Annotated in this window: 23 protein-coding genes; 9 read left to right on the top strand and 14 right to left on the bottom strand. The window is 73.4% G+C overall.

The genetic code is table 11. The annotated features are described in order from the left end of the window. Positions 1 to 18 precede the first annotated feature (18 nt). The gene (locus FXF60_RS05825; protein WP_151524445.1) at positions 19 to 1236 is read right to left on the bottom strand and encodes a 5-(carboxyamino)imidazole ribonucleotide synthase; all 1218 of its coding nucleotides are present in this window, start codon (positions 1234 to 1236) and stop codon (positions 19 to 21) included. Positions 1237 to 1277: 41 nt separating this feature from the next. Between FXF60_RS05825 and FXF60_RS05830 the strand changes: the two genes are divergently transcribed. Beyond that, a complete protein-coding gene (locus tag FXF60_RS05830; RefSeq protein ID WP_151524447.1) occupies positions 1278 to 1793 on the top strand; it encodes a GtrA family protein in 516 nt (171 codons plus the stop codon). On the opposite strand, the gene FXF60_RS05835 is transcribed toward FXF60_RS05830, so the two are convergent. From FXF60_RS05835 to FXF60_RS05850, 4 genes are read right to left on the bottom strand one after another with little or no spacing between them, the layout of a single operon-like run. Beyond that, a complete protein-coding gene (locus FXF60_RS05835; RefSeq protein WP_151524449.1) occupies positions 1766 to 2830 on the bottom strand; it encodes a sensor histidine kinase in 1065 nt (354 codons plus the stop codon). The two genes, FXF60_RS05830 and FXF60_RS05835, sit on opposite strands and share 28 nt — an antisense overlap. A gap of 3 nt (positions 2831 to 2833) precedes the next feature. Continuing rightward, entirely contained in the window at positions 2834 to 3538 is a 705-nt protein-coding gene (locus FXF60_RS05840) for a response regulator transcription factor (protein ID WP_151524451.1), read from the bottom strand. Between the two features lie 46 nt (positions 3539 to 3584). Beyond that, positions 3585 to 4370 (bottom strand): enoyl-CoA hydratase/isomerase family protein, encoded by a 786-nt coding sequence (locus tag FXF60_RS05845; protein ID WP_151524453.1) that lies wholly within the window; start codon positions 4368 to 4370, stop codon positions 3585 to 3587. Positions 4371 to 4380: 10 nt separating this feature from the next. After that, positions 4381 to 5124, bottom strand: coding sequence for a biotin--[acetyl-CoA-carboxylase] ligase (locus FXF60_RS05850; protein ID WP_151524455.1), 744 nt, complete (start codon positions 5122 to 5124; stop codon positions 4381 to 4383). A gap of 23 nt (positions 5125 to 5147) precedes the next feature. On the opposite strand from FXF60_RS05850, the gene FXF60_RS05855 reads away from it, so the two are divergent. Then, the gene (locus tag FXF60_RS05855; protein WP_151524457.1) at positions 5148 to 6767 is read left to right on the top strand and encodes an acyl-CoA carboxylase subunit beta; all 1620 of its coding nucleotides are present in this window, start codon (positions 5148 to 5150) and stop codon (positions 6765 to 6767) included. Further along, a complete protein-coding gene (locus FXF60_RS05860) occupies positions 6764 to 6994 on the top strand; it encodes an acyl-CoA carboxylase subunit epsilon (RefSeq protein WP_151524459.1) in 231 nt (76 codons plus the stop codon). Before FXF60_RS05855 ends, FXF60_RS05860 begins: the two co-directional genes overlap by 4 nt. A gap of 25 nt (positions 6995 to 7019) precedes the next feature. Here the strand turns inward: FXF60_RS05860 and FXF60_RS05865 are convergent, their stop codons facing one another. From FXF60_RS05865 to FXF60_RS05875, 3 genes are read right to left on the bottom strand one after another with little or no spacing between them, the layout of a single operon-like run. After that, on the bottom strand, positions 7020 to 7676 hold the full coding sequence (locus FXF60_RS05865) for an MOSC domain-containing protein (protein ID WP_151524461.1): 657 nt from the start codon (positions 7674 to 7676) through the stop codon (positions 7020 to 7022). Positions 7677 to 7680: 4 nt separating this feature from the next. After that, entirely contained in the window at positions 7681 to 8475 is a 795-nt protein-coding gene (locus tag FXF60_RS05870; RefSeq protein WP_151524463.1) for a methyltransferase domain-containing protein, read from the bottom strand. After that, positions 8472 to 9482, bottom strand: coding sequence for a hypothetical protein (locus FXF60_RS05875; protein ID WP_151524465.1), 1011 nt, complete (start codon positions 9480 to 9482; stop codon positions 8472 to 8474). Before FXF60_RS05875 ends, FXF60_RS05870 begins: the two co-directional genes overlap by 4 nt. Positions 9483 to 9515: 33 nt before the next feature. Here FXF60_RS05875 and FXF60_RS05880 point away from each other — a divergent pair, with 33 nt between their 5' ends. Both FXF60_RS05880 and FXF60_RS05885 read left to right on the top strand, forming a co-directional pair. After that, positions 9516 to 11201, top strand: a complete 1686-nt coding sequence (locus FXF60_RS05880) for a DUF885 domain-containing protein (RefSeq protein ID WP_151524467.1) — start codon at positions 9516 to 9518, stop codon at positions 11199 to 11201. Then, positions 11198 to 11782 (top strand): GNAT family N-acetyltransferase, encoded by a 585-nt coding sequence (locus FXF60_RS05885; RefSeq protein WP_151524469.1) that lies wholly within the window; start codon positions 11198 to 11200, stop codon positions 11780 to 11782. Before FXF60_RS05880 ends, FXF60_RS05885 begins: the two co-directional genes overlap by 4 nt. Here FXF60_RS05885 and FXF60_RS05890 read toward each other — a convergent pair. Beyond that, on the bottom strand, positions 11763 to 12299 hold the full coding sequence (locus FXF60_RS05890) for a DUF1697 domain-containing protein (protein WP_151524471.1): 537 nt from the start codon (positions 12297 to 12299) through the stop codon (positions 11763 to 11765). The two genes, FXF60_RS05885 and FXF60_RS05890, sit on opposite strands and share 20 nt — an antisense overlap. Positions 12300 to 12440: 141 nt before the next feature. On the opposite strand from FXF60_RS05890, the gene FXF60_RS05895 reads away from it, so the two are divergent. After that, on the top strand, positions 12441 to 14261 hold the full coding sequence (locus tag FXF60_RS05895) for a hypothetical protein (protein ID WP_151524473.1): 1821 nt from the start codon (positions 12441 to 12443) through the stop codon (positions 14259 to 14261). A gap of 46 nt (positions 14262 to 14307) precedes the next feature. Further along, a complete protein-coding gene (locus FXF60_RS05900; RefSeq protein ID WP_151524475.1) occupies positions 14308 to 14949 on the top strand; it encodes a Maf family protein in 642 nt (213 codons plus the stop codon). Here the strand turns inward: FXF60_RS05900 and paaE are convergent. The 5 genes from paaE to paaA are packed head-to-tail and all read right to left on the bottom strand — an operon-like array spanning position 14937 to position 18649. Further along, entirely contained in the window at positions 14937 to 16061 is a 1125-nt protein-coding gene (gene paaE, locus FXF60_RS05905; RefSeq protein ID WP_151524478.1) for a 1,2-phenylacetyl-CoA epoxidase subunit PaaE, read from the bottom strand. The two genes, FXF60_RS05900 and paaE, sit on opposite strands and share 13 nt — an antisense overlap. Before the next feature lie 11 nt (positions 16062 to 16072). Then, the gene (gene paaD / locus FXF60_RS05910) at positions 16073 to 16606 is read right to left on the bottom strand and encodes a 1,2-phenylacetyl-CoA epoxidase subunit PaaD (RefSeq protein ID WP_238335731.1); all 534 of its coding nucleotides are present in this window, start codon (positions 16604 to 16606) and stop codon (positions 16073 to 16075) included. Next, positions 16603 to 17364: a 1,2-phenylacetyl-CoA epoxidase subunit PaaC gene (paaC, locus tag FXF60_RS05915; protein ID WP_151524480.1), complete on the bottom strand. Its 762-nt coding sequence runs from the start codon at positions 17362 to 17364 to the stop codon at positions 16603 to 16605. The genes paaD and paaC overlap by 4 nt, the downstream gene beginning before the upstream one ends. Further along, entirely contained in the window at positions 17361 to 17648 is a 288-nt protein-coding gene (gene paaB / locus FXF60_RS05920) for a 1,2-phenylacetyl-CoA epoxidase subunit PaaB (RefSeq protein ID WP_151524482.1), read from the bottom strand. The genes paaC and paaB overlap by 4 nt, the downstream gene beginning before the upstream one ends. Continuing rightward, positions 17645 to 18649 carry a 1,2-phenylacetyl-CoA epoxidase subunit PaaA gene (gene paaA, locus FXF60_RS05925; RefSeq protein ID WP_151524485.1) on the bottom strand — a complete coding sequence of 335 codons (1005 nt, stop codon included), beginning with the start codon at positions 18647 to 18649 and terminating at the stop codon, positions 17645 to 17647. Before paaA ends, paaB begins: the two co-directional genes overlap by 4 nt. A 95-nt stretch (positions 18650 to 18744) precedes the next feature. On the opposite strand from paaA, the gene FXF60_RS05930 reads away from it, so the two are divergent. Together FXF60_RS05930 and FXF60_RS05935 are read left to right on the top strand one after the other, a co-directional pair. Continuing rightward, on the top strand, positions 18745 to 19311 hold the full coding sequence (locus FXF60_RS05930) for a GNAT family N-acetyltransferase (RefSeq protein ID WP_151524487.1): 567 nt from the start codon (positions 18745 to 18747) through the stop codon (positions 19309 to 19311). Positions 19312 to 19322: 11 nt separating this feature from the next. Continuing rightward, the gene (locus FXF60_RS05935; RefSeq protein ID WP_151524489.1) at positions 19323 to 20501 is read left to right on the top strand and encodes a heparan-alpha-glucosaminide N-acetyltransferase domain-containing protein; all 1179 of its coding nucleotides are present in this window, start codon (positions 19323 to 19325) and stop codon (positions 20499 to 20501) included. Positions 20502 to 20543: the final 42 nt, after the last annotated feature.

A 20543-nucleotide genomic window follows, 5' to 3' on the forward strand; every position in this document is an offset into this window, starting at 1 on the left:
GCTCCTGCGTGTCCGTGCTCACTCGGTCACCACTCCTTGCAGGTAGTCGGCGGCGTGCCTGCTGCGCTCCCGCAGCGCCTCGAGCGAGGCCAGGTCACCCGTGCTGCCCCCGGTCACGGTGACGTGCCCCAGCTTGCGCCCGGGTCGCACCCCCTTGCCGTAGAGGTGGATCCTCAGGCCGGGGTCCCGCGCCATGAGGTGCTTGTAGGTGCCGTAGAGCTGGGGGTAGTCACCCCCGAGGACGTTGGCCGACGCGGTCCACGGCGCGCGCGCCGACGGATCACCCAGGGGCAGGTCCAGCACCGCCCGAAGGTGCTGCTCGAACTGGCTGGTCACCGCTCCGTCGATGCTCCAGTGACCGCTGTTGTGCGGTCGCATCGCCAGCTCGTTCACCAGGTATGCCGGTGCCCCCGACAGGGGGTCGGTCACCTCGAACGCCTCGACCGCCATGACGCCGGTCACCCCCAGCTCGCCGGCGATCCGCAGCGCACCCTCGGTGAGGGCGGTGGCGAGGTCGGGGTCGAGCGAGGGGGCGGGGGCGAGCACCTCGGTGTTGATGCCACCGGACTGGACCGTCTCCACGACCGGCCAGGCCGCCGCCTGCCCGGAGGGGCTGCGCCCGACCATGATCGACAGCTCGCGGGAGAAGTCGACCGCCTCCTCGAGCAGGATCCCGTCGGCCAGGCCACCCTCGCCGACGCCCGCCAGCCACGTCTCGAGGTCGGCGGCCTCGCGGCAGACCAGCACCCCCTTGCCGTCGTAGCCACCGCGCGGCGCCTTGGCCACGAGCGGCCACCCCACCTGCGCGGCGAAGGCCTCGACGTCGGCACCGGTGCGCGCCTGCGCCCAGCGGGGGCAGGGCAGCCCCAGGTCGGTCAGGCGACGCCGCATGGCGAGCTTGTCCTGCGCGAAGACCAGCGCCTGCGGGCTCGGGTGCAGCGCGACGCCCTCGGCCTGGAGCGCGAGCAGCACCTCGGCCGGCACGTGCTCGTGGTCGAAGGTGACGACGTCGCACTCCCGGGCGAAGGTCCGCACCGCCTCGAGGTCGGTGTGCTCACCCACCGGGCTGTGCGGCACGACCAGCGCGGCGCTGGCGGTCGGCGACTCGGCCAGGACGGAGAGGGTGATCGCGAGGTTGACCGCCGGGGGCTGGCACATCCGGGCCAGCTGCCCCCCGCCCACGATGCCGACCACCGGGAATCCGCCCTCGGCGCGGGCAGGGCTGGGAGACGTCACCGGGACAGACTACCCAGCAGGCCCGCCTACACTGCGGCCCCGTGACCCCCTCACCCTCTGCCGGGCTGCTGGCCCGTGCGCGCGCGGCCTACCAGGTGCTGGTGGCCGAGCTCGCGAAGTTCGGGACGGTCGGCGCCCTGGCCTTCGTGGTGGACACGGCGCTCTACAACGTCCTGGTCTTCGGGGTCCCGGGGGTCCTCGCCGGCCCGATGGCGGAGTCACCGCTGTGGGGCAAGGTGGTCGCGACCAGCGTCGCCACCGTCTTCTCCTGGGTCGGCAACCGGCTGTGGACCTTCCGGCACCGGCGCAGCGAGCCGGTCGCCCACGAGTTCGGGCTGTTCGTCGTCTTCAACGCCCTCGGCCTGCTCATCGCGCTGTCCTGCCTGGGCTTCTCCCGCTACCTGCTGGGGCTGGAGAGCCAGCTGGCGGACAACATCGCCGGCAACGGCGTGGGGCTCGTGCTGGGCACGCTCTTCCGCTTCTGGGCCTACCGCCGGTTCGTCTTCCGCGGCGAGCTCGACCTGGACCGTCAGGGCGTCGTCGCCAGGGGCAGGTAGCAGGCGAAGACCGGCGGGAAGGCGTGCACCAGCTCCACCCGCCCGCCGATCGACTCCGCCGTCTCCCGGGCCACGCCGAGCCCCAGCCCGGTCCCGTCGCCGGTGGTGATCCCGCGGTCGAAGATGGTCCGGGCGAGGTCCCGGGGTATGCCCGGGCCCTGGTCGGACACGGTGAAGACGGCCGACGGGCCGGAGCGGTAGACGCGGACCGCGACGTCGCCGCGCCCGTGCACCAGGGAGTTCTCGACCAGCGTGTTGAGCACCTGGGAGAGCACCGAGGCGCTGGCCTCGACGATGACGCCGCGCTCGCAGCTCAGCTCGATCCGTCGGCCGCGGTCCTCGAACGCCGGGGTCCACTCCTCGTCCAGCCCGGCCACCACGGCATCGGCGGCGGTCACCGCTCCCCCGCTCGCATGGCCCGCCCGGGTGCGCTGGAGCAGGTCGTCGACGACACCGGTCAGCCGCCCCACCTGACCGATCGCGATCTCGGCCTCCGAGCGCGCGACGGCGGGGTCGTCGGACTGGGCGATCTCCTCCAGCCGCAGCAGCAGGGCCGCCATCGGGGTGCGCAGCTGGTGCGAGGCGTCGGCGGCGAAGGAACGCTCGAAGACGAGGGCACGGGCGAAGGTGTTGTGGTGCCGGTCGACGACGCGGGCCACCGCGTCGATCTCGGCGATGCCGGACCGGAACGGCTCCGGCTCCACCAGGCGGCCGGGGCGCGCGTCCGGGTCCAGCGCGAACCCGCCGGAGGCGAGCTCGTCGGTGCGCTGGGCCAGCTGCCGGAGCGGTCCGGCGGCCGTCTCCGCGGCACGGTCCGCGAGCGAGCGCGCGGTGGGGATGCCCGCACCCAGCACCACGCCGCTGCTGAGGACGAGCACCACGAGCACCGCCCAGACCGGCACGTCGCCGACCCCGCCCGGCCACGGTGCCTCCTGCAGCTCCGGCACCAACCAGGCGCTGAAGATGCCCAGCAGCAGCGAGGCACCCACGATGATGAGCACGATCCGCACCGCCAGCTCGCGCAGGATCTGGCGCACGGGTCAGTCCGCGCGCTCGGCGTCGTCGCCGTCGGGATCGTTCTGGAAGCGGAAGCCCACGCCACGGACGGTGACGATGTGCCGGGGGTCGTGGGCGTCGTCGCCGATCTTGCGGCGCAGCACCGACACGTGCATGTCGAGGGTCTTGGTGGAGCCGAACCACGTGTCCCACACCTCACGCATGAGCACCTCGCGGGAGACCACCCGCCCCTCCTCCCGCATGAGCACGCGGAGCAGGTCGAACTCCTTGGTGGTCAGGCGCACCTCGCGGTCGTGCAGGAAGACCCGCCGCGCCTCGACGTCCATCCGCAGGGCCGCACCGGTGGGGTTCGGGGCGGATCCGGGTCCGCGCCGCAGCAGCGCGCGCACCCGGGCGAGCAGCTCCCCCAGCCGGAACGGCTTGGTGACGTAGTCGTCGGCACCGGCGTCCAGACCCACGACCGTGTCCACCTCCTCGCTGCGGGCGGTGAGCATGAGCACGGGCATACGCACGCCGGAGTCACGCAGCGAGCGGCACACCTCGACGCCGTCGAGCTGCGGCAGCCCGAGGTCGAGCACCAGCAGGTCGTGCGGGACGTCCCCGGTCGCCTCGGCCAGCGCCATCCGGCCGTGCGGCGCGAGGGTCACCTCGTAGCCCTCGCGCCGCAGGGCGCGGGCCAGGGGCTCCGAGATCGTCGGGTCGTCCTCGGCGAGCAGCACTCGGGTCACGTCGTCTCCTCACGGAAGGCTGGATGACAGTATGCGCGACAGGCCCTCATCCCGGCCACTGCGGCGTCCTCTTCTCGGCGAAGGCCGCGACGCCCTCGGCCCGGTCCGCGCTGAACGCGGTGGCCCGCCAGCAGCCGTCCTCGATCTCCAGACCGGCCGCGAGATCGGTGCCCATGCCGAGCCGCATGGCCTTCTTGGCGTTCCGCACGGCGACCGGTGAGTTGCGGGCGATGCCGCCCGCCAGCTCGAGCGCACGCTCCCGTGCGCTGCCCGCCTCCACCAGCTCGTCCACCACGCCCAGCTCGCGGCCCTGCTCGGCGGTGAACCGACGGGCGGTGAGGATCATCGACGCGGCACGCGACCACCCGACCCGGCGGGTGAGCAGCTGCGTGCCCCCACCCCCGGGGATGACCCCGACCCCTACCTCGGGGAGCGCCAGCGTGGCCTCCGCGCCGGCGACGATGAGGTCGCAGGACAGCGCGATCTCCATCCCGCCACCGAGCGCATACCCCTCGACGGCGGCGACCGCCGGCACCGGCAGGTCGAGCACCCCGCGGTAGGCGAGCTTGGACACCAGCCGGTGGTCCATCATCTGCGCATCGGTGAAGCCGTTGCGCTCCTTCAGGTCGGCCCCCACGCAGAAGGCGCGCGGGTGGCTGCTGGTCAGCACGACCGCCCGCACCGAGGCGTCCCGGGCCAGCTCGGCGGTGGCGGCGGTGATCTGCTCGGAGAAGGCGGTGGAGATCGCGTTCATCGCGTCCGGCCGGTCCAGGGTCAGCTCGACCACGTGCTCCCCGTGCCGGGTCAGCTGCAGCATCGTCGGTGCATCCATGCGGGTGAGGTTACTGGTCCCGCAGGTGCTCGACGTCGCCGACGTCGTGGACGCTCTCGCCGGGACCCGCCACGACGAGGGCACCGCGCGCGTCCAGCCGCACCGCCCTGCCCCGGGTCTGCTGCCCGCCGGGCCGGTGGACCACGACGTCGCGGCCGAGGGTCCCGCAGTGGCGCAGGTAGCGGCGGCGCACCTCGTCGGGTTCGTCCTGCAGGCCCAGGTGCACCTCGCGCAGCAGGTGCAGGTAGGTCTGCACGAAGTCCTCCCTCGCCCCCGGCGGCAGGGGGGCGCCACCCCGCGCCAGCCGCCACGAGGTCGCCGTCGGCACCGGGAGCTGGGCCCGGTCGTGGTCGACATTGACGCCCACCCCGACGACGACGGCGCCGTCGTCCGCGACCTGGGTGAGGATCCCGCACAGCTTGCCCGGGGCGGGGCCGGCCTCCAGCAGCAGGTCGTTGGGCCACTTCAGCCGGGCCTCCACCGGCCACCTGCTGGCCGCCAGCGCGTCCACCACCGCCACGCCCGCGGCGAGCGGCAGCCACCCACCCGTGTCGCCGGGGGGCGGGGGCAGGACGGCGCTGATCGCGAGCGCCGTCCCGGGAGGTGAGGACCACGTGCGCCCCCGGCGGCCCAGACCGGCGGACTGGTGGTCGGCCACGACCACGCGGCCCACCCTCGGGGCGGCCAGCGCCTCGACGTTGGTCGATCCCACGGACTCGTGCCACTCCGGTGCGGCCCAGCGCAGAGGTGTCATGCCCGCAAGGCTAAGTTGGGGCCATGACCGACACGCTCACGTCCGACGGCCAGGACGACGACGGGCCGGACCTGCGCACGAGCGCCGGCCGGCTCGACGACTACCGCGCCCGACGCGAGCAGTCCGTCCACGCGGGCTCGGCGAAGGCCGTGGACAAGCAGCACGCCAAGGGCAAGCTCACCGCACGGGAGCGCATCGACGCGCTGCTCGACGAGGGCAGCTTCACCGAGCTGGACGCCTTCGCCCGGCACCGCTGCACCGGCTACGGGCAGGAGCAGCACCGGCCCTACGGCGACGGCGTGGTCACCGGCTACGGCACCGTCGAGGGCCGTCCGGTGGCCGTCTTCGCGCACGACTACACGGTGCTCGGCGGCACGCTCGGAGAGGCCTACGGCGAGAAGATCGTCAAGGTGCTGGACCTGGCGATGAAGATCGGCTGCCCGGTGGTCGGCATGAGCGACTCCGGGGGCACCCGCCTCCAGGAGGGCGTGGCCGCGCTCGGGGTCACGGCCGAGATCTTCCGGCGCAACGTGCACGCCTCCGGGGTGATCCCGCAGATCTCGATGGTCATGGGTCCCTGCCCGGGCGGCGCGGCCTACTCCCCCGCCATCACCGACTTCGTCGTCATGGTGGACCAGACCTCGCACCTGTTCCTCACCGGGCCGGACGTCGTCAAGACCGTCACGGGCGAGGACATCACGCTGGAGGACCTGGCCGGGGCCCGGACGCACAGCACCACGAGCGGGGTCTCGCACTACCTCGCGAGCGACGAGGACGACGCCGTCGAGTACGTCAAGGAGCTGCTGGGCTACCTCCCGCAGAACAACCTGGAGGACCCACCGGTCTACGACGAGGAGCCGGACACCGAGATCGGCGAGGCGGACGAGGCGCTGGGCTCCCTGGTCCCGGACCCGTCCGGCGCGCCCTACGACATCACCGACGCGATCCGCGCCGTGGTGGACGACGGCGACTTCCTGCAGGTCGCCGAGCTCTTCGCCCCGAACCTCGTCGTCGGCTTCGGCCGGGTGGAGGGTCGCTCCGTCGGGGTCGTGGCCAACCAGCCGCTGCACCTCGCGGGGACGCTGGACATCGACGCCTCGGAGAAGGCAGCACGCTTCGTCCGCACCTGCGACGCCTTCAACATCCCCATCCTCACCTTCGTCGACGTCCCGGGCTTCCTGCCGGGCACCGACCAGGAGCACGGCGGGATCGTGCGGCGCGGGGCCAAGCTGCTGTATGCCTACGCCGAGGCGACCGTGCCGCTCGTCACGGTCGTCACCCGCAAGGCGATCGGCGGGGCCTACGACGTCATGGGTTCCAAGCACCTCGGTGCCGACGTCAACCTGGCCTGGCCGACCGCGCAGATCGCGGTGACCGGGTCGCAGGGCGCCGCGAGCGTCCTGCACCGTCGCGAGCTCGCCCAGGTCAAGGCGGACGGCGGAGACGTGGAGGCGGAGCGGGCGCGGCTGGTCCAGGAGTACCAGGACACCGTCGCCACCCCCTACCTCGCGGCCGAGCGCGGCTACCTCGATGCGGTCATCGAGCCGGCGCAGACCCGGGTCGAGGTCGCCCGCGCGCTGCGGCACCTGCGCACCAAGCGGTCCAACCGCGCGCCCCGCAAGCACGGGAACATCCCGCTGTGAGCGCCGAGGCGACCCCCGAGCCCCCGGTGATCCGGGTGGTCCGCGGCAACCCCACACCGGTGCAGGTCGCCGCGCTGGTCGCGGTCCTCGCCGGCGGCCAGGGAGCCGCGGGGCAGGACGGTGCGTCCACCCCGTCCCGCACGTTGTGGACGGCACGCTCCCGCTTCGCCCGTCCGCGCCCTTCGGTCGGCCCGGACGGCTGGCGCGCCTCGGCGCTGCCCCGGTGAGGCAGGGGCTCCGACCTCGCGGGTCTCAGCCCACCCTCGCGGCGAGGCGCCGCACGAGCGCGTCGTGGTAGCGCGCCGGTAGGCAGCCCGCCCGCACGACGTCGGCCGCTGCCGCGTCGTCGCCCATGGCGGCGGCGAAGGCGGTCCGCATGCTCACCCCGTGACCCGGTGCGGCTCCCGGCACGATGGTGTCGCCGGGCTCGACCCGCCCCGGCTCCACCACGCGCAGGTAGGACCCGCACGCCCCGTGCTCGGTGAACCTGCGCACCCACCGGTCGACCCCCATGTGCCGGGCGAAGGTGGCGCACGGCTGCCGCGGGACCGACACCTCGAGCAGGCTCGACCCCACCCGGAGCCGCTGCCCGAGCTCCAGCCCGTCGAGGTCGATCCCGGCCGTCGTGAGGTTCTCCCCGAAGGTCCCGTCCCGCAGCTCGCGGCCGAGCTCGGACCCCCACCGGTCGAGCTCCTCCCGCGCGAAGGCATACAGCGCCTTGTCCGCGCCACCGTGGTGACGGGAGTCGCCGACGAGGTCGCCGGCCGCGCCGGAGCCGTCGCCGTGCTCCGGGCCCGGGGCGGTGACGTCGATGCCGTCCACGGGGTGCTTGTCGATGCCGGTGGTGCGTGGGGTGCCCGGGTCGGGCTTGGGTCGGGCCAGGTTGGTCGACCGGATGCGCGGCGTCATGGGCTCACGCTATGCCCTCGGCCGCGGCCTGCCGCCGCGCGACCGCGAAGACGCGGCGGAACGGCAGCACGACACCGGGGTCGGTGCGCGGGTAGGCGTCCCGGAGGGCGGCCCGGAACTCCTCGGCGAACTCCTCGCGCAGGTCGTCCGGCAGCGCCTGGAGGGTGGGTCGGGCACCGGTGGCGGACACCCACGTGAAGACGGGGTCGGGGTCCTCCCCGGCCGCGTCGAGGACGTGCAGGTAGGTCGTCTCCCAGGCGTCCACCTCGCACCCCGCGGCCGTGAGCACCCGGAGGTAGTCGGCCGGGTCGTGGGAGCCGGGGACCGCGACCCCCTCGAGGTGTGCCGCGTACGGCGACCGCGCGGCCAGGTCCCGGCGCAGCGTGTGGCTCGGCTCGGTGAAGTTGCCGGGGACCGTCATCGCGAGCACCCCGCCGGGGCGCACCCGGGCGACCAGCTCCGGCAGCAGGTCCAGGTGGTCGGGCAGCCACTGCAGCGTGGCCGTCGTGACGAGCAGGTCCACCGGCGCGTCGTCCGCCCGCGCCCAGTGCCGCAGGTCCATCACCTGCGCCTGACTGCCGCCCTCCCGCGCGGCGCGCACCATGTCGGCGGAGGAGTCCACACCCAGCACCTGGGCGTCCGGCCAGCGGTGCTGCAGCCACCGCAGGCCGTGACCGGGGCCGCAGCCCAGGTCGACGACGCGACCCGGCGCGAGGTCGGGGACCCGGGCCAGCAGCTCGACGAAGGGTCGGTCCCGCTCGGCGGCATACCGCGTGTAGTGGGACGGGTCCCACGTCATGTCAGGTCCGGCTCCAGCGCCCGGTCCGCGCGGTAGACCGCGCGCACCCCCACCGCACGCTCCAGCCCCTGGGTCACGACGGCGAAGAACTGGTGCCGGTAGGTGTCGTCCGTGACGGCGCTGACGATGAAGTAGAGACCGGAGAAGGAGGCCAGGAACAGCGAGACCTTCACCAGCTCGGCGGAGACGCTGCCCAGGTAGGGCACGTGGTGGGTCTGCTCCAGGCCGGTCCACGCGAGCTGGGTGTCCTGCTGCATGATGATCGAGCCGAAGACGAGCAGGAAGACGAAGACGGCGGCGATGAGGGCCACGACCTGGACCAGCTGGATCACCAGGAGCGTGAGGATGAGGTTCCACCGCTCGAAGCCGGTCACCCGGGCATAGGCCGCGGCGTCGATGGTCGGGTCCGCCGCCAACCGGGCCTGGGTGGCCTCCATCGGGGTGCCCTGGCAGGTCCGCTCCAGGAAGGCCTCGTCCACGGCGTCGTCCACCCGGTCCACCTCCTCCGGGAGCCGGATGAGCTGGAAGACGACACCGATGCCGAGCAGCAGCAGCACCACCAGCCAGTGGGTGGCGAAGGGCAGGCTCGCGCTCATCTCCCACGCCTCGGCGTTGATGAAGAGGAAGGCGACGAAGAGCAGCAGCAGCGGCAGCGCCCGCATCGCGGTGCCGACGAGCAGCGGGACGCTGGTGACCGTGCGCCGGAGCGCGAAGGTGAGGATGGGGCGCGCGTGCAGGGCGGTGGAGGCATACCAGAGACCGACGAGGATGAGCAGCGTCAGCCACACCGCGGGCGCCGCGCTGACCTGGCGCGACACCCACCCCAGCGTGCCGCCGAGCGCGGCCGTGCCGAGGAGCACCAGCGCCGCCAGCGGGAGCAGGTGGCGGGCGCGCAGCGCGTCGCGCGCCGCGGCACGCTCGGCCGGCACGAAGTAGGACAGCCCGTTGGCGAGGAACCACCGCTCGGTCTCGCGGCGTGGGTCGGCGGGCTCGCGACGTCTGGGCACGGACCCAGGGTATGCCGGGTAGGTTGGTGTCCCGTGACGACGCCGACACGCACGCCCACCGACATCGACCGCATCGCCGAGGCGCACCTGGACGCCGTGGTGGCGCTGAGCCCGCTGGAGGCGACCTACCTCGGCGTCCCCGGACGGGACGACGAGATCGACGACCTGTCGATCGAGGGCCTGCGCGCCCGCCGCGACCTGGTCGCGGTGACCCTCGGCCGTCTCGAGGGGGTCGAACCGGCCGACGACACCGACAGGGTCACCCGCGCGGCGCTGCACGAGCGGCTCGGCCTCGAGGCCGAGCTGCTGGACCTGGTCCTGGCCGGCCGGACACCCGTCGAGTTCAACGTCCTCACCGCGGCCTGCCTCGCCGTGCGGGACATCTTCGACCTCATGGCCAAGGACACCGAGGCGCACTGGGCGACGCTCGTGGCGCGGCTGCGGGCCGTGCCCGCCGCGCTGGAGCAGTACGCCTCCGCCTTGCGCTGGTCCGCCGAGCAGGGTCAGGTCCCGCCGGTGCGGCAGGTGCGGGCGGTCGCGGAGCAGTGCCGCGACCAGGCCGGCGACGAGGCGAGCAGCTTCGACGCCCTGACGGGGGAGGCCGCGGGGCAGCCCGAGGCGATCCGCGCCGACCTCGCCGACGCCATGACCGGCGCCAAGGCCGCCTTCGGCGCGTTCGCGGCATACCTCACCGACGAGCTCGAGCCGCAGGCGCCGGAGTCCGACGCGTGCGGCACCGAGCTCTACCGGCTGCACTCGCGCAGCTTCCTGGGCGCGGAGATCGACCTCGAGGAGACCTACCGGTGGGGGCAGGAGGAGCTCGCCCGGATCACCGCGATGATGGAGCAGACCGCGGAGCAGATCCGCCCGGGCAGCTCGGTCAAGGAGGCGGTCGCCCTCCTGGACGAGGACCCGGAGTATGCGCTGGAGGGCACCGAGGCGCTGCGCGCGTGGATGCAGGAGACCGCCGACCGCGCGGTGGCCGAGCTGGCGGACACCCAGTTCGACGTCCCCGGACCGGTCCGCCGCATCGAGTGCATGATCGCGCCGAGCCAGACGGGCGGGATCTACTACACCGGGCCGAGCGAGGACTTCTCCCGGCCGGGGCGGATGTGGTGGTCGGTACCCAAGGGGGTCACCCGGTTCTCCACCTGGCGCGAGCTGACCACCGTCTACCACGAGGGCGTCCCGGGACATCACCTGCAGATCGGTCAGACCGTCTACCGCGCCGAGCTGCTGAACCGGTGGCGCCGGCTGGCGTCCTGGACGTCGGGGCACGGCGAGGGATGGGCGCTCTACTCGGAGTGGCTGATGGCGGACCTGGGCTACATGGACGACCCGGGCAACCGGATGGGCCTGCTCGACGCCCAGTCGCTGCGCGCGGCCAGGGTCGTGCTCGACATCGGCGTGCACTGCGGCTTCGACGCGCCGCAGGAGGTCGGCGGTGGCGGCTGGACCTACGACAAGGCCTGGGAGTTCCTCAACAACCACGTCAACATGGACGAGGGATTCGTCCGGTTCGAGCTGGACCGCTACCTCGGCTGGCCCGGCCAGGCGCCGAGCTACAAGATCGGCGAGCGGCTGTGGCTGGAGCTGCGCGAGGAGTGCCGCCGGCGCGAGGGCGACGACTTCGACCTCAAGGCGTTCCACCGGCGCGCGCTGGACATCGGTGGCGTCGGGCTGGACACGCTGCGGGCGGCGGTGCTCGACCAGCTGTGAGCGCGACGTCGGAGGCGCCCGAGCGGGTCAGCCGCAGGCTCCTGCTGCGCGGCTTCACCGACGCCGACCGTGGGCCGTTCGCCGCCCTCAACGCCGACCCCGAGGTCACCCGCCACCTCCAGGGGCCGCTGAGCCGCGAGCGCTCGGACGCCTTCGTCGACCGCATCGCCTCCTGCTGGTCCGAGCGCGGCTACGGCCTGTGGGCGCTGGAGCGGCGCGACACCGGTGAGTTCATCGGCTACACCGGCCTGTGGCCCGCCGACTTCCTGCCCGGCGGTCCAGCGGTCGAGGTGGGGTGGCGGCTGGCGCGGCCGGCTTGGGGCTTCGGCTACGCCCCGGAGGCGGCCCGCGAGGCGCTGCGCCTCGGCTTCGCCGAGGTGGGCCTGGAGGAGGTCGTCTCCTTCACCCCGGCCGTCAACACGGCCTCGTTGCGGGTGATGGACAAGATCGGCCTGGTGCGCGACCCGACCCGTGACTTCGACCACCCGCGGGTGGACGCGACGGCCTACCCGTCGCTCGTGCGGCACCTCGTCCACGCCCTGGGCGCGCAGCGGTGGAGGCTCAGCACCACCGCTCCGTGACGGTGCGGACCACCTTCGCCGAGCGGGTGGTGCCGACCCCGTCGCCGAGCACCTTCTCGATCGCCGCGTTGCTCAGGGTGCTGGTGTGGAAGCTGTCGCCGATGAGCAGGTGCGCCGCGCGGCCGCGCAGGACGAGCCGCTCGCCGTCGCCCCTGACCGACTCCGCCGCCCGGACCGCGGCCGGCGTGGGCGTGTCCTTGAGCAGGACGAGGTGGTGCTGGCCGGTATGCCCCGCGCCGAGCTCCTCGATGTCCGCCGCCAGGTCGCGGAGCTCGGGCACGGCATACGCGATCGTCGGCACCTCGAAACCGCGGTCGGCGAGGTAGGCCGCCTCCAGCGCCTCCTCGATCCGGGCCCGCGAGCGCCGCCGGGTCTCGAGGCGCACGTTGCCGGTGTTGATGTAGGTCGCGACCTCGCCGAAGCCTGCCTGCTCGGTCACCCGCACGATGTCGTCCTTGGGGAACTTCCGACGGGCGCCGAGGTTGATCGCGCGGAGGAAGGCGATGTAGGTGGGCATGTCGCGATCCTGCCACCAGACCGGGTCCGCGTGCGGCCGAGGCGAGCAGGTCTGTCAGTGCCGAATCATACACTTGTTCGAAAGAAGGACGAGGCGCCTCGCGGACGCGGCGCCGGGGGCCCGGGGAGGGGGTGACGCACCATGACAGATCCAGCACGGAGTCACGTGCCGGGCGGCCCGCAGGACCGGGGTGGTGCCCTGCTCGCCGAGCTCGGGGAGGTCGCCGCGCAGCGCTCCCGGGCCGAGCGCCGCCTGCTCGAGGTCGCCCGCGAGCTCGTCGCGGCCACCGGTGAGACCCTGCTCGGGCAGAAGGGTTTCTCCAGCGTCGAGGAGCTCACGGCGGCCGAGCGCCGCCGGTGGCGGGCCGAGGCGAAGCGGCTCTGCGTCGCCGAGATCCGGCTGCGGCTCGGCGTCGGCGAGCGGGAGGCACGGGCCATGACCGGGCTGGCCTGCGCGCCGGCAGACGTGCGCGATCAGGTCCTCGGGGCGCTGGGGCGGGGCGAGGTCACCTGGAGCCTGGTCCGCGGCTTCTGGCAGCGCTGCGGCCCACTGCCCGCGGAGCGGGCCGGGCTCGTGGCCGAGGTCCTCTTCGGCACCGACCCGTCCACGGCGGCCCCGGAGCGCCTCGACCCGGACGGAGACCTGCGGACCGAGCCGTGGCAGCACACGGACTACTGGGCCACCCTGGAGCGGGAGGCCGTCCGCGCCGAGGGCGAGGACGTGCAGGCCGAGCGCGAGCGGCGACGCGCGGCCTGTCGTCGGCGACGCTCGTGGATGTCGGTCCACGACGACGGGACCGCCACGATGAGCATCACCGGCCCGCTCACCACCATGGCCGCCATCCACGCCCGGGTCGAGCGCGCGGCGCGGGCGCTGCGCAAGGCCGGCGACGAGCGGACCCTCGACCAGCTGCGCAGCGACGTGCCCGCGGCCCTGCTGCTGCACGGCGAGCTGCCGCTGCCGCAGCGAGTGAGCGAGGACGACGTCACGGTGGCCGACCTGGAGGCGATCAGCAGGATCGTCAGCGCCCAGCCTCGGGTCGACCTGCAGGTCGTCGTGCCGTGGGGTGCCTTCACGGCCGACGACGAGCAGCCCTCCCAGCCGGCCCGGTGTGACCGACGGCTCGGGTCGGTCGGTCACGTCCTCGGGCACCACCCTGCCTTCATCTCGCCCGGCCACGCCCGAGAGCTGGCGCTGCTTCCTGGGACGACCCTGTCCCGCCTCCTCGTCGATCCGGCGGACGGGCGGCTCGTCGAACGCACCATCGCCCGCTACCGACCCGACGCCGACATGCGCCGGCAGGTGGTTGCGGCCGATGTCCACTCGCGGTCCCCGCTGACCCGGGTGCCCGCGTCACGGTGCGAGCTGGACCACGTGCTGCCGCACGGCACACCTGGTGGCCTGACCGGAGAGCACAATCTGGGCTCGCTCGACATCCGGACGCATCAGTTCAAGACCGCTCGGACCTGGAGCGTGGCCATCAACCGTCGCCGCGACCTGACCTGGTCCACCCTCCTGGGCCAGACCGCCACGACCCGCGTGCACGACTACCGGCAGTACCTCGACCGGGCGTTCGCCACGACTCCTCCCGGGGAGCCCTCCGGGGACCACGGCGCGCACGACACCGCAGACACCCGCGGCACCATCGACGCCCGGCGCGACCTCGCCTGCCAGGCGCTCTACGCCGCCCTCGTGCACCGCGGCGCCGACGCTTTCCTGTCCGACCTCGACGACGACGCCGACGACAGGACTCCCCTCACCGGGTGGGCCTGCGTGGCTCGTCGCTCCCCGGGCGAGCCGGTGCCGACCCCGGAGGAGGTGCTGGGCATACCAGCAGGAGACGACCTCGACCGAGCCGCCAGGCGCGCACACCCGGACGCGGAGCGCCGGGGGAAGGACCGACCGGGAGACCCGGCCGGGGGCGGTTGGCCGACGCGACCGGACGGGCCGCCACCGTTCTGAGTTCGGCACTCCGAGCACGGAGGTCTGCTCCTCTAGGCTTGATCCCGTGATCCCGCTCGTCCTCGCGTCCGCATCCCCCGCCCGCCTCACCACCCTGACCAGGGCGGGGGTCCGCCCCGAGGTGATCGTCTCCGGGGTCGACGAGGACGCCGCCATCGCCGCCGCGCAGGAGCGGCACGGCGAGCTGGACGCGGCGGACGTCGCGCTCACCCTGGCCCGCGCGAAGGCCGAGCAGGTCAGCACCGAGCACGAGCCGGACGCCCTGGTGCTGGGCTGCGACTCGGTGCTGGAGCTGGAGGGGGAGGTCTACGGCAAGCCGCACTCCTCCCAGGTGGCGATCGAGCGCTGGCAGCGGATGCGCGGCCGCTCCGGCACCCTGCACACCGGCCACTGGCTCGTCGACGACCGCAGCGACGGCACGGGCGCCACCTTCGGCGCCACCGCCTCGACCGTGGTCCACTTCGCCGACCTCAGCGACGCGGAGATCGCGCACTACGTCGGCACCGGGGAGCCGCTGCACGTCGCGGGGGGCTTCACGGTCGACGGGCTCGGCGGAGCCTACGTCACCGGCATCGAGGGCGACTACCACGCCGTCGTGGGGGTCAGCCTGCCCCTGCTCCGCGAGCTGCTGGGGCAGCTCGACCTGGCCTGGCACGAGCTGGGCGCCGGGGCGGGTCAGGCGTCGTAGTCGATGGTGACGGTCTCGGTCACGGGGTGCGACTGGCACATCAGCCGGTAGCCGCGCTCCACCTCGTCCGGTTCGAGGGCGTAGTTGCGGTCCATCCGCACCTCGCCGTCGATCACCTTGGCCCGGCAGGTGCCGCACACTCCCCCGGTGCACGAGAAGGGGGCGTCCGGCCGCTCCCGCAGCGTCGCGGCCAGCACGGTCTCGGCGCGGCTCGGCATGGGCACGGTCGTGGTGCGCCCGTCGAGGGTCACCGTCGCCACCGCCTCCGGCGGTGCGCCGGGGTCCACCGGCTCCGACGCGACCGGCTCGGTCACCGGCGCACCGTCCCCGTCCACGTGGAAGATCTCGTGGTGCACGTGCTCGGCGTCGACACCCCGCTCGGCGAGCACCTGCTGCACCGTCTCGACCATGCCGAACGGACCGCAGAGGTACCACTCGTCCACCTGGTCCTCCGGGACGAAGGTGGCGAGCAGCTGCTCGACCTTCGCGCGGTCGATCCGACCGGTGAGCAGCTCGGCGTCCTGCGGCTCGCGGGAGAGCACGTTGAGCAGCGTGAAGCGACCCGGGAAGCGGTTCTTCAGGTCCATCAGCTCCTCGAGGAACATGACGGAGTCGGTGCGACGGTTGCCGAAGACCAGGGTCACCCGGGAGCCCGGCTCCTCCTCGAGCGCCGTGGTGAGCAGGGACAGCACCGGCGTGATGCCCGAGCCTGCGGCGATCCCCACGTGGTGCTTGGTGGCCGTCGGCTCGGTGGGGCAGGTGAACGACCCCATCGGGGTCATGACCTGCAGGGTGTCGCCGGGCTGCACGTGCTGGTTCAGCCAGCTCGACATCACCCCTCCGGGCACCGTGGCCGACGCGACGCGCACCCGCCCGCTCTCCCGCGCCTGGGCGCGAGAGATGCAGCAGGAGTAGGAGCGGCGGGCGTCCTGCCCGTCGATCGTCGCCCGGACGGTGAGGTGCTGACCCGGCTCGAAGGCGAACTCCTCGCGCAGCTCGTCCGGGATCTCGAAGCTGATGGCGACCGCCTGGTCGGTGAGGCGGTCCACGTCGCTCACGGTGAGCTCGTGGAACGTCGCCCGGCGGCGTGTGGGCTGCTGGATCAGGCTCAACGGGATCGTCCTCAGATCGTCTTGAACTCGTCGAAGGGCTCGCGGCACACCCGGCAGCGGCGCAGCGCCTTGCACGCCGTCGACCCGAAGCGCGCGACCTCCTCGGTGTCCTCGGAGCCGCAGTGCGGGCACGCGACGACGCGTAGCTGCAGGCCGACCGGCACCGGTCCGGGCGGGCCGCCGTGGGCGCGGTCCCCGGTGGGGGGCGCGATGCCGAAGCGGCGGAGCTTGGCGCGGCCCTCCTCGCTCATCCACGCGGTGGTCCAGGCGGGCGAGAGCTGGGTGACGACGTCGACGGGTATGCCGTGGCGCTGCGCGGCCTCGCGCACCCCGTCCACCATGGCGTGCATGGCGGGGCAGCCGGAGTAGGTCGGGGTGATCGTGACCCGCAGCCCCGCCTGCCCGTCCACGTCAGCCTGCTCGACGGCGCGGATCACCCCGAGGTCGTCGATGGTGATGACCGGGATCTCCGGGTCGGCGACCGCGCGGATGGCGCGCTCGGCATCGTCCAGGTCGACCGCGGCGTGCGGTGCGGGGGTCCTCACCACGTCGCCCCCGGGTGACTGCGGTGGATGTGCTGCATCTCGGCCAGCAGGTAGCCCATCACCTCGGAGTGCACCCCGTCGCGACCCCCTCGGGCGTGCCACCGCGGCGGGTCGGGCATCTCCAGGGTCGCCTGCTGCAGCACCTGCGTGACGTAGCCGTTGACCGCCTCGGTCAGGGTCGAGGGCAGCACCCCGACCCCCTGGTCGGTCGCCCACCGGGCGGCGTCGTGGTCCTCGCCGAGCTCGGCTACGTAGGGGTGCACGGAGGCCAGGCCCTGCTGCATCCGCTCGTGGCTCTCCCCCGTCCCGTCACCGAGACGCAGCACCCACTGCGTCGCGTGGTCCCGGTGGTACTCGACCTCCTTGACCGCCTTGGCCGCGATCGCGGCCAACGTCTCGTCGGCGGAGCCGAGCAGCGCGGAGTAGAGCTCGCACTGGTAGGTGGCGAACCACAGCATCCGCGCCATCTCGTGACCGAAGTCCGCGCGTGGCTGCTCCACCAGCTGCACGTTGCGGAACTCACGCTCGTCCCGCAGCATCGCCAGGTCGTCCTCGTCCCGCAGGGGCGTCGCGCCCTCGACCTCGCCGGCACGGGTCAGCAGGGACCGCGCCTGACCGAGCAGGTCCAGGCCCACGTTGCCGAGGGCCATGTCCTCCTCGATCTGCGGGGCGTGGGTCAGCCACTCCCCCAGACGCTGGGCATAGATGAGGGCGTCGTCGCCGAGCCCCAGCAGATACGCGACATGCTGCTCGGTCACAGGTACTCCACGTCCTCCGGCACGTCGTAGAAGGTGGGGTGCCGGTAGACCTTGTCGGCGGCCGGGTCGAAGAAGCTGTCCCGCTCGTCCGGGCTGGAGGCGGTGATGTCGCTGGACGCCACGACCCAGATCGACACACCTTCCTGCCGGCGGGTGTAGAGGTCGCGCGCGTTGCGCAGCGCCATCTCCCGGTCCGGTGCGTGCAGCGACCCCGCGTGCACGTGGGACAGGCCGCGCTTGGCGCGGACGAAGACCTCCCAGAGCGGCCAGGTCGAGCTGGTCATGCGACCTCCCCCTGCCGCGCGGCCTGCTTGTCGGCATACGCCGCGGCCGCCTCCCGCACCCAGGCGCCCTCCTCGTGGGCCTCCACCCGGGTCCGGATCCGGGACTCGTTGCACGGGCCGTCACCCTTGAGGACCCGCCAGAACTCGTCCCAGTCGATGTCCCCGAAGTCCCAGTGGCCCCGCTCCTCGTTCCACGCCAGCTCGGGGTCGGGCAGCGTGATGCCGAGCTTCTGGGCCTGCGGGACGGTCATGTCGATGAACTTCTGCCGCAGGTCGTCGTTGGAGAACCGCTTGATCCCCCACGCCATGCTCTGGGCGGTATGCCCGTTGCTGGCCTGCTCGCCGGTGTCCGGCGGGCCGAACATCATCAGCGCCGGCCACCACCAGCGGTCCGCGGCGTCCTGGGCCATCGCCTTCTGCTCCTCGGTCCCCCGGGCCAGCACCCAGAGGATCTCGAACCCCTGGCGCTGGTGGAACGACTCCTCCTTGCAGACCCGGATCATCGCGCGGGCGTACGGGCCGTAGGAGCACCGGCACAGCGGCACCTGGTTCATGATCGCCGCCCCGTCGACGAGCCAGCCGATGGCCCCCACGTCGGCCCAGGTCAGGGTGGGGTAGTTGAAGATCGAGGAGTACTTCTGCTGCCCGGAGTGCAGCTTGTCGAGCAGCTCGGAGCGGTCCACGCCGAGCGTCTCGGCGGCGGAGTAGAGGTACAGCCCGTGACCGGCCTCGTCCTGCACCTTGGCCATGAGGATCGCCTTGCGGCGCAGGCTCGGCGCGCGGGTGATCCAGTTGCCCTCGGGCTGCATGCCGATGATCTCCGAGTGCGCGTGCTGCGCCATCTGGCGGACCAGCGTCTTGCGGTAGGCCTCGGGCATGGCGTCACGCGGCTCGACCCGCTGGTCGTCCTCGATCAGCCCGTCGAAGTACTGCTCGAGGGCGTCGGTGTAGTCCGCCGTCTCGGTCGCGTTGAGCGGGCCGCCGAAGTCGTTGCCGTACATACCCCCAGTGTGCCAGAGATCGAGGCTCTTGTATAACGCTGGTGACGTCAGTTGACGTCCGAGGTGTAACAAGAACCGGGTGCGAGACTGGGGTGGTGAGCCACCCGCACGAGCAGCCGCCGGCAGCCGACGCCAGCGTCCGGACCGCCCGACCGAACGACGCCCCGGCCGTCGGGCTGGTGCAGGCCTTCGTCTGGCAGGGCGAGTACGCCGACATCCTCGACACCGAGGTGCTGGAGGCCCTGACCGGTCCGCGCTTCGCCACGGCCTGGCGGCAGTCGCTCGAGCACCCGCCGTCACCGCAGCACCGCCTCCTGGTGTCCTGCGCCGGTCCGCAGGTCACCGGCTACGTCGCGGTGGGCCCGGCCACCGACGAGCCGGGCCTCCCCGAGGGACGGTCGGGGATGCTCCTCGACGGCGGCGTGCACCCGGAGGCCCGGGGGTCCGGCCACGGCTCGCGGCTGCTCAACGCCGCGGTGGACACGCTGCGCGCGGCGCACGACGAGCTCGAGGCGGTCGCGGTCTGGGTGCTCGCCGACGCGGAGCGCACCCGCGCCTTCCTCCAGGCCGCCGGCTTCGAGCCGGACGGGGCGTGGCGCGACCGCGTCGTCGCGGACGACGGGCGGACGGTCCGCGAGGTCCGCCTGCTGGCCTGGCCCTGACCGGCACGCCGATGAGCGGCCGATGGGTGGGGGTGGACCTGGCGCGCACGCTGGCGCTGCTCGGGATGTTCGCCGCCCACCTGCTCCCGGACGACGGCTCCGGGCCGGGCGGGGTGAGCTGGGGCTTCCAGCTCGTGGCCGGGCGGTCGGCCGCGCTCTTCGCCGTGCTGGCCGGCGTCGGCATCGCGCTGGCCGCATCCCGCGCGAGCGTCCTCGCCGACCCCTGGGGCCACCGACGACGCCTGCTGGTCCGGGCCGTGCTCGTCGGCGGCATCGGCCTGCTGCTCGGCGTGCCCGACCCGGGGGTCGCGGTCATCCTGACCTACTACGCCCTGCTCTTCTGCTGCGCGTTGCCCGTCCTGCACTGGAGAGCGGGACCGTTGGCCTGGCTCGCCCTGGCGTGGGGCCTCGGCAGCCCGGTCGCGAGCATCCTCCTGCGCGACGTGCTCCCCGACCCGACGCTGGCCGACCCCTCGCTCACCGGGCTCCTCGTCGATCCCCTGCAGCTGCTCACCGAGCTCCTGGTGACGGGCTACTACCCGGTCCTGACGTGGGCCACCTATCTGTTCGCGGGCATGTCGGTGGGCCGCGTGCTGGGCGCGCGGGGGGCCGGTCGGGACGTCACCCGACCCCTGGTGCTGGTCGGAGCGGCGTCCGCCACGCTCGCGCTCGGGGTCTCGGCGCTGCTGACCCGCTCCGGCGAGGTCCGGGGCGCGCTGCTCGCGACGACCGGGCTGGGCGCCGACGACTGGGCGCTGCTGGACCAGGAGCGACGCGACGGCTACTTCGGCACGCATCCCGACGGAAGCTGGTGGTGGCTCGGGGTCTGGTCGCCGCACAGCGGGAGCATCGTGGACCTGGTGCACACCACGGGCAGCGCGCTGCTGGTGCTGGGATGCTGCCTCGCCCTCGTCCGGGCCCTCCCGTCCCTGCCGTGGCCGGTGCTGTCCGGCGCGGGTCGGGCCACGCTCAGCCTCTACTCGGCCCACGTCATCCTGCTCTCGACCCCACTCGGTGACGCCGGGGTGCTGGCCCGGGACACCTCCACCGGGCTGCTCGCCCACAGCCTCATCGCCCTCGTGCTCGGGGCCGCACTCGTGGCACTGGGTCGGAGGGGACCCCTCGAGTGGGCCGTCCACCGAGCCGTGGCCGGCACTCCTGTCACTCCTGCCCCACACGTCTCCTCCTAGCCCACACGAGCGCCACGCCGTTCACCTTTTGTTCACTTTTAG

The sequence above is a fragment of the Serinicoccus kebangsaanensis genome (assembly GCF_008919445.1).
In the GTDB taxonomy this organism is placed as follows: Bacteria; Actinomycetota; Actinomycetes; order Actinomycetales; family Dermatophilaceae; genus Ornithinicoccus; species Ornithinicoccus kebangsaanensis.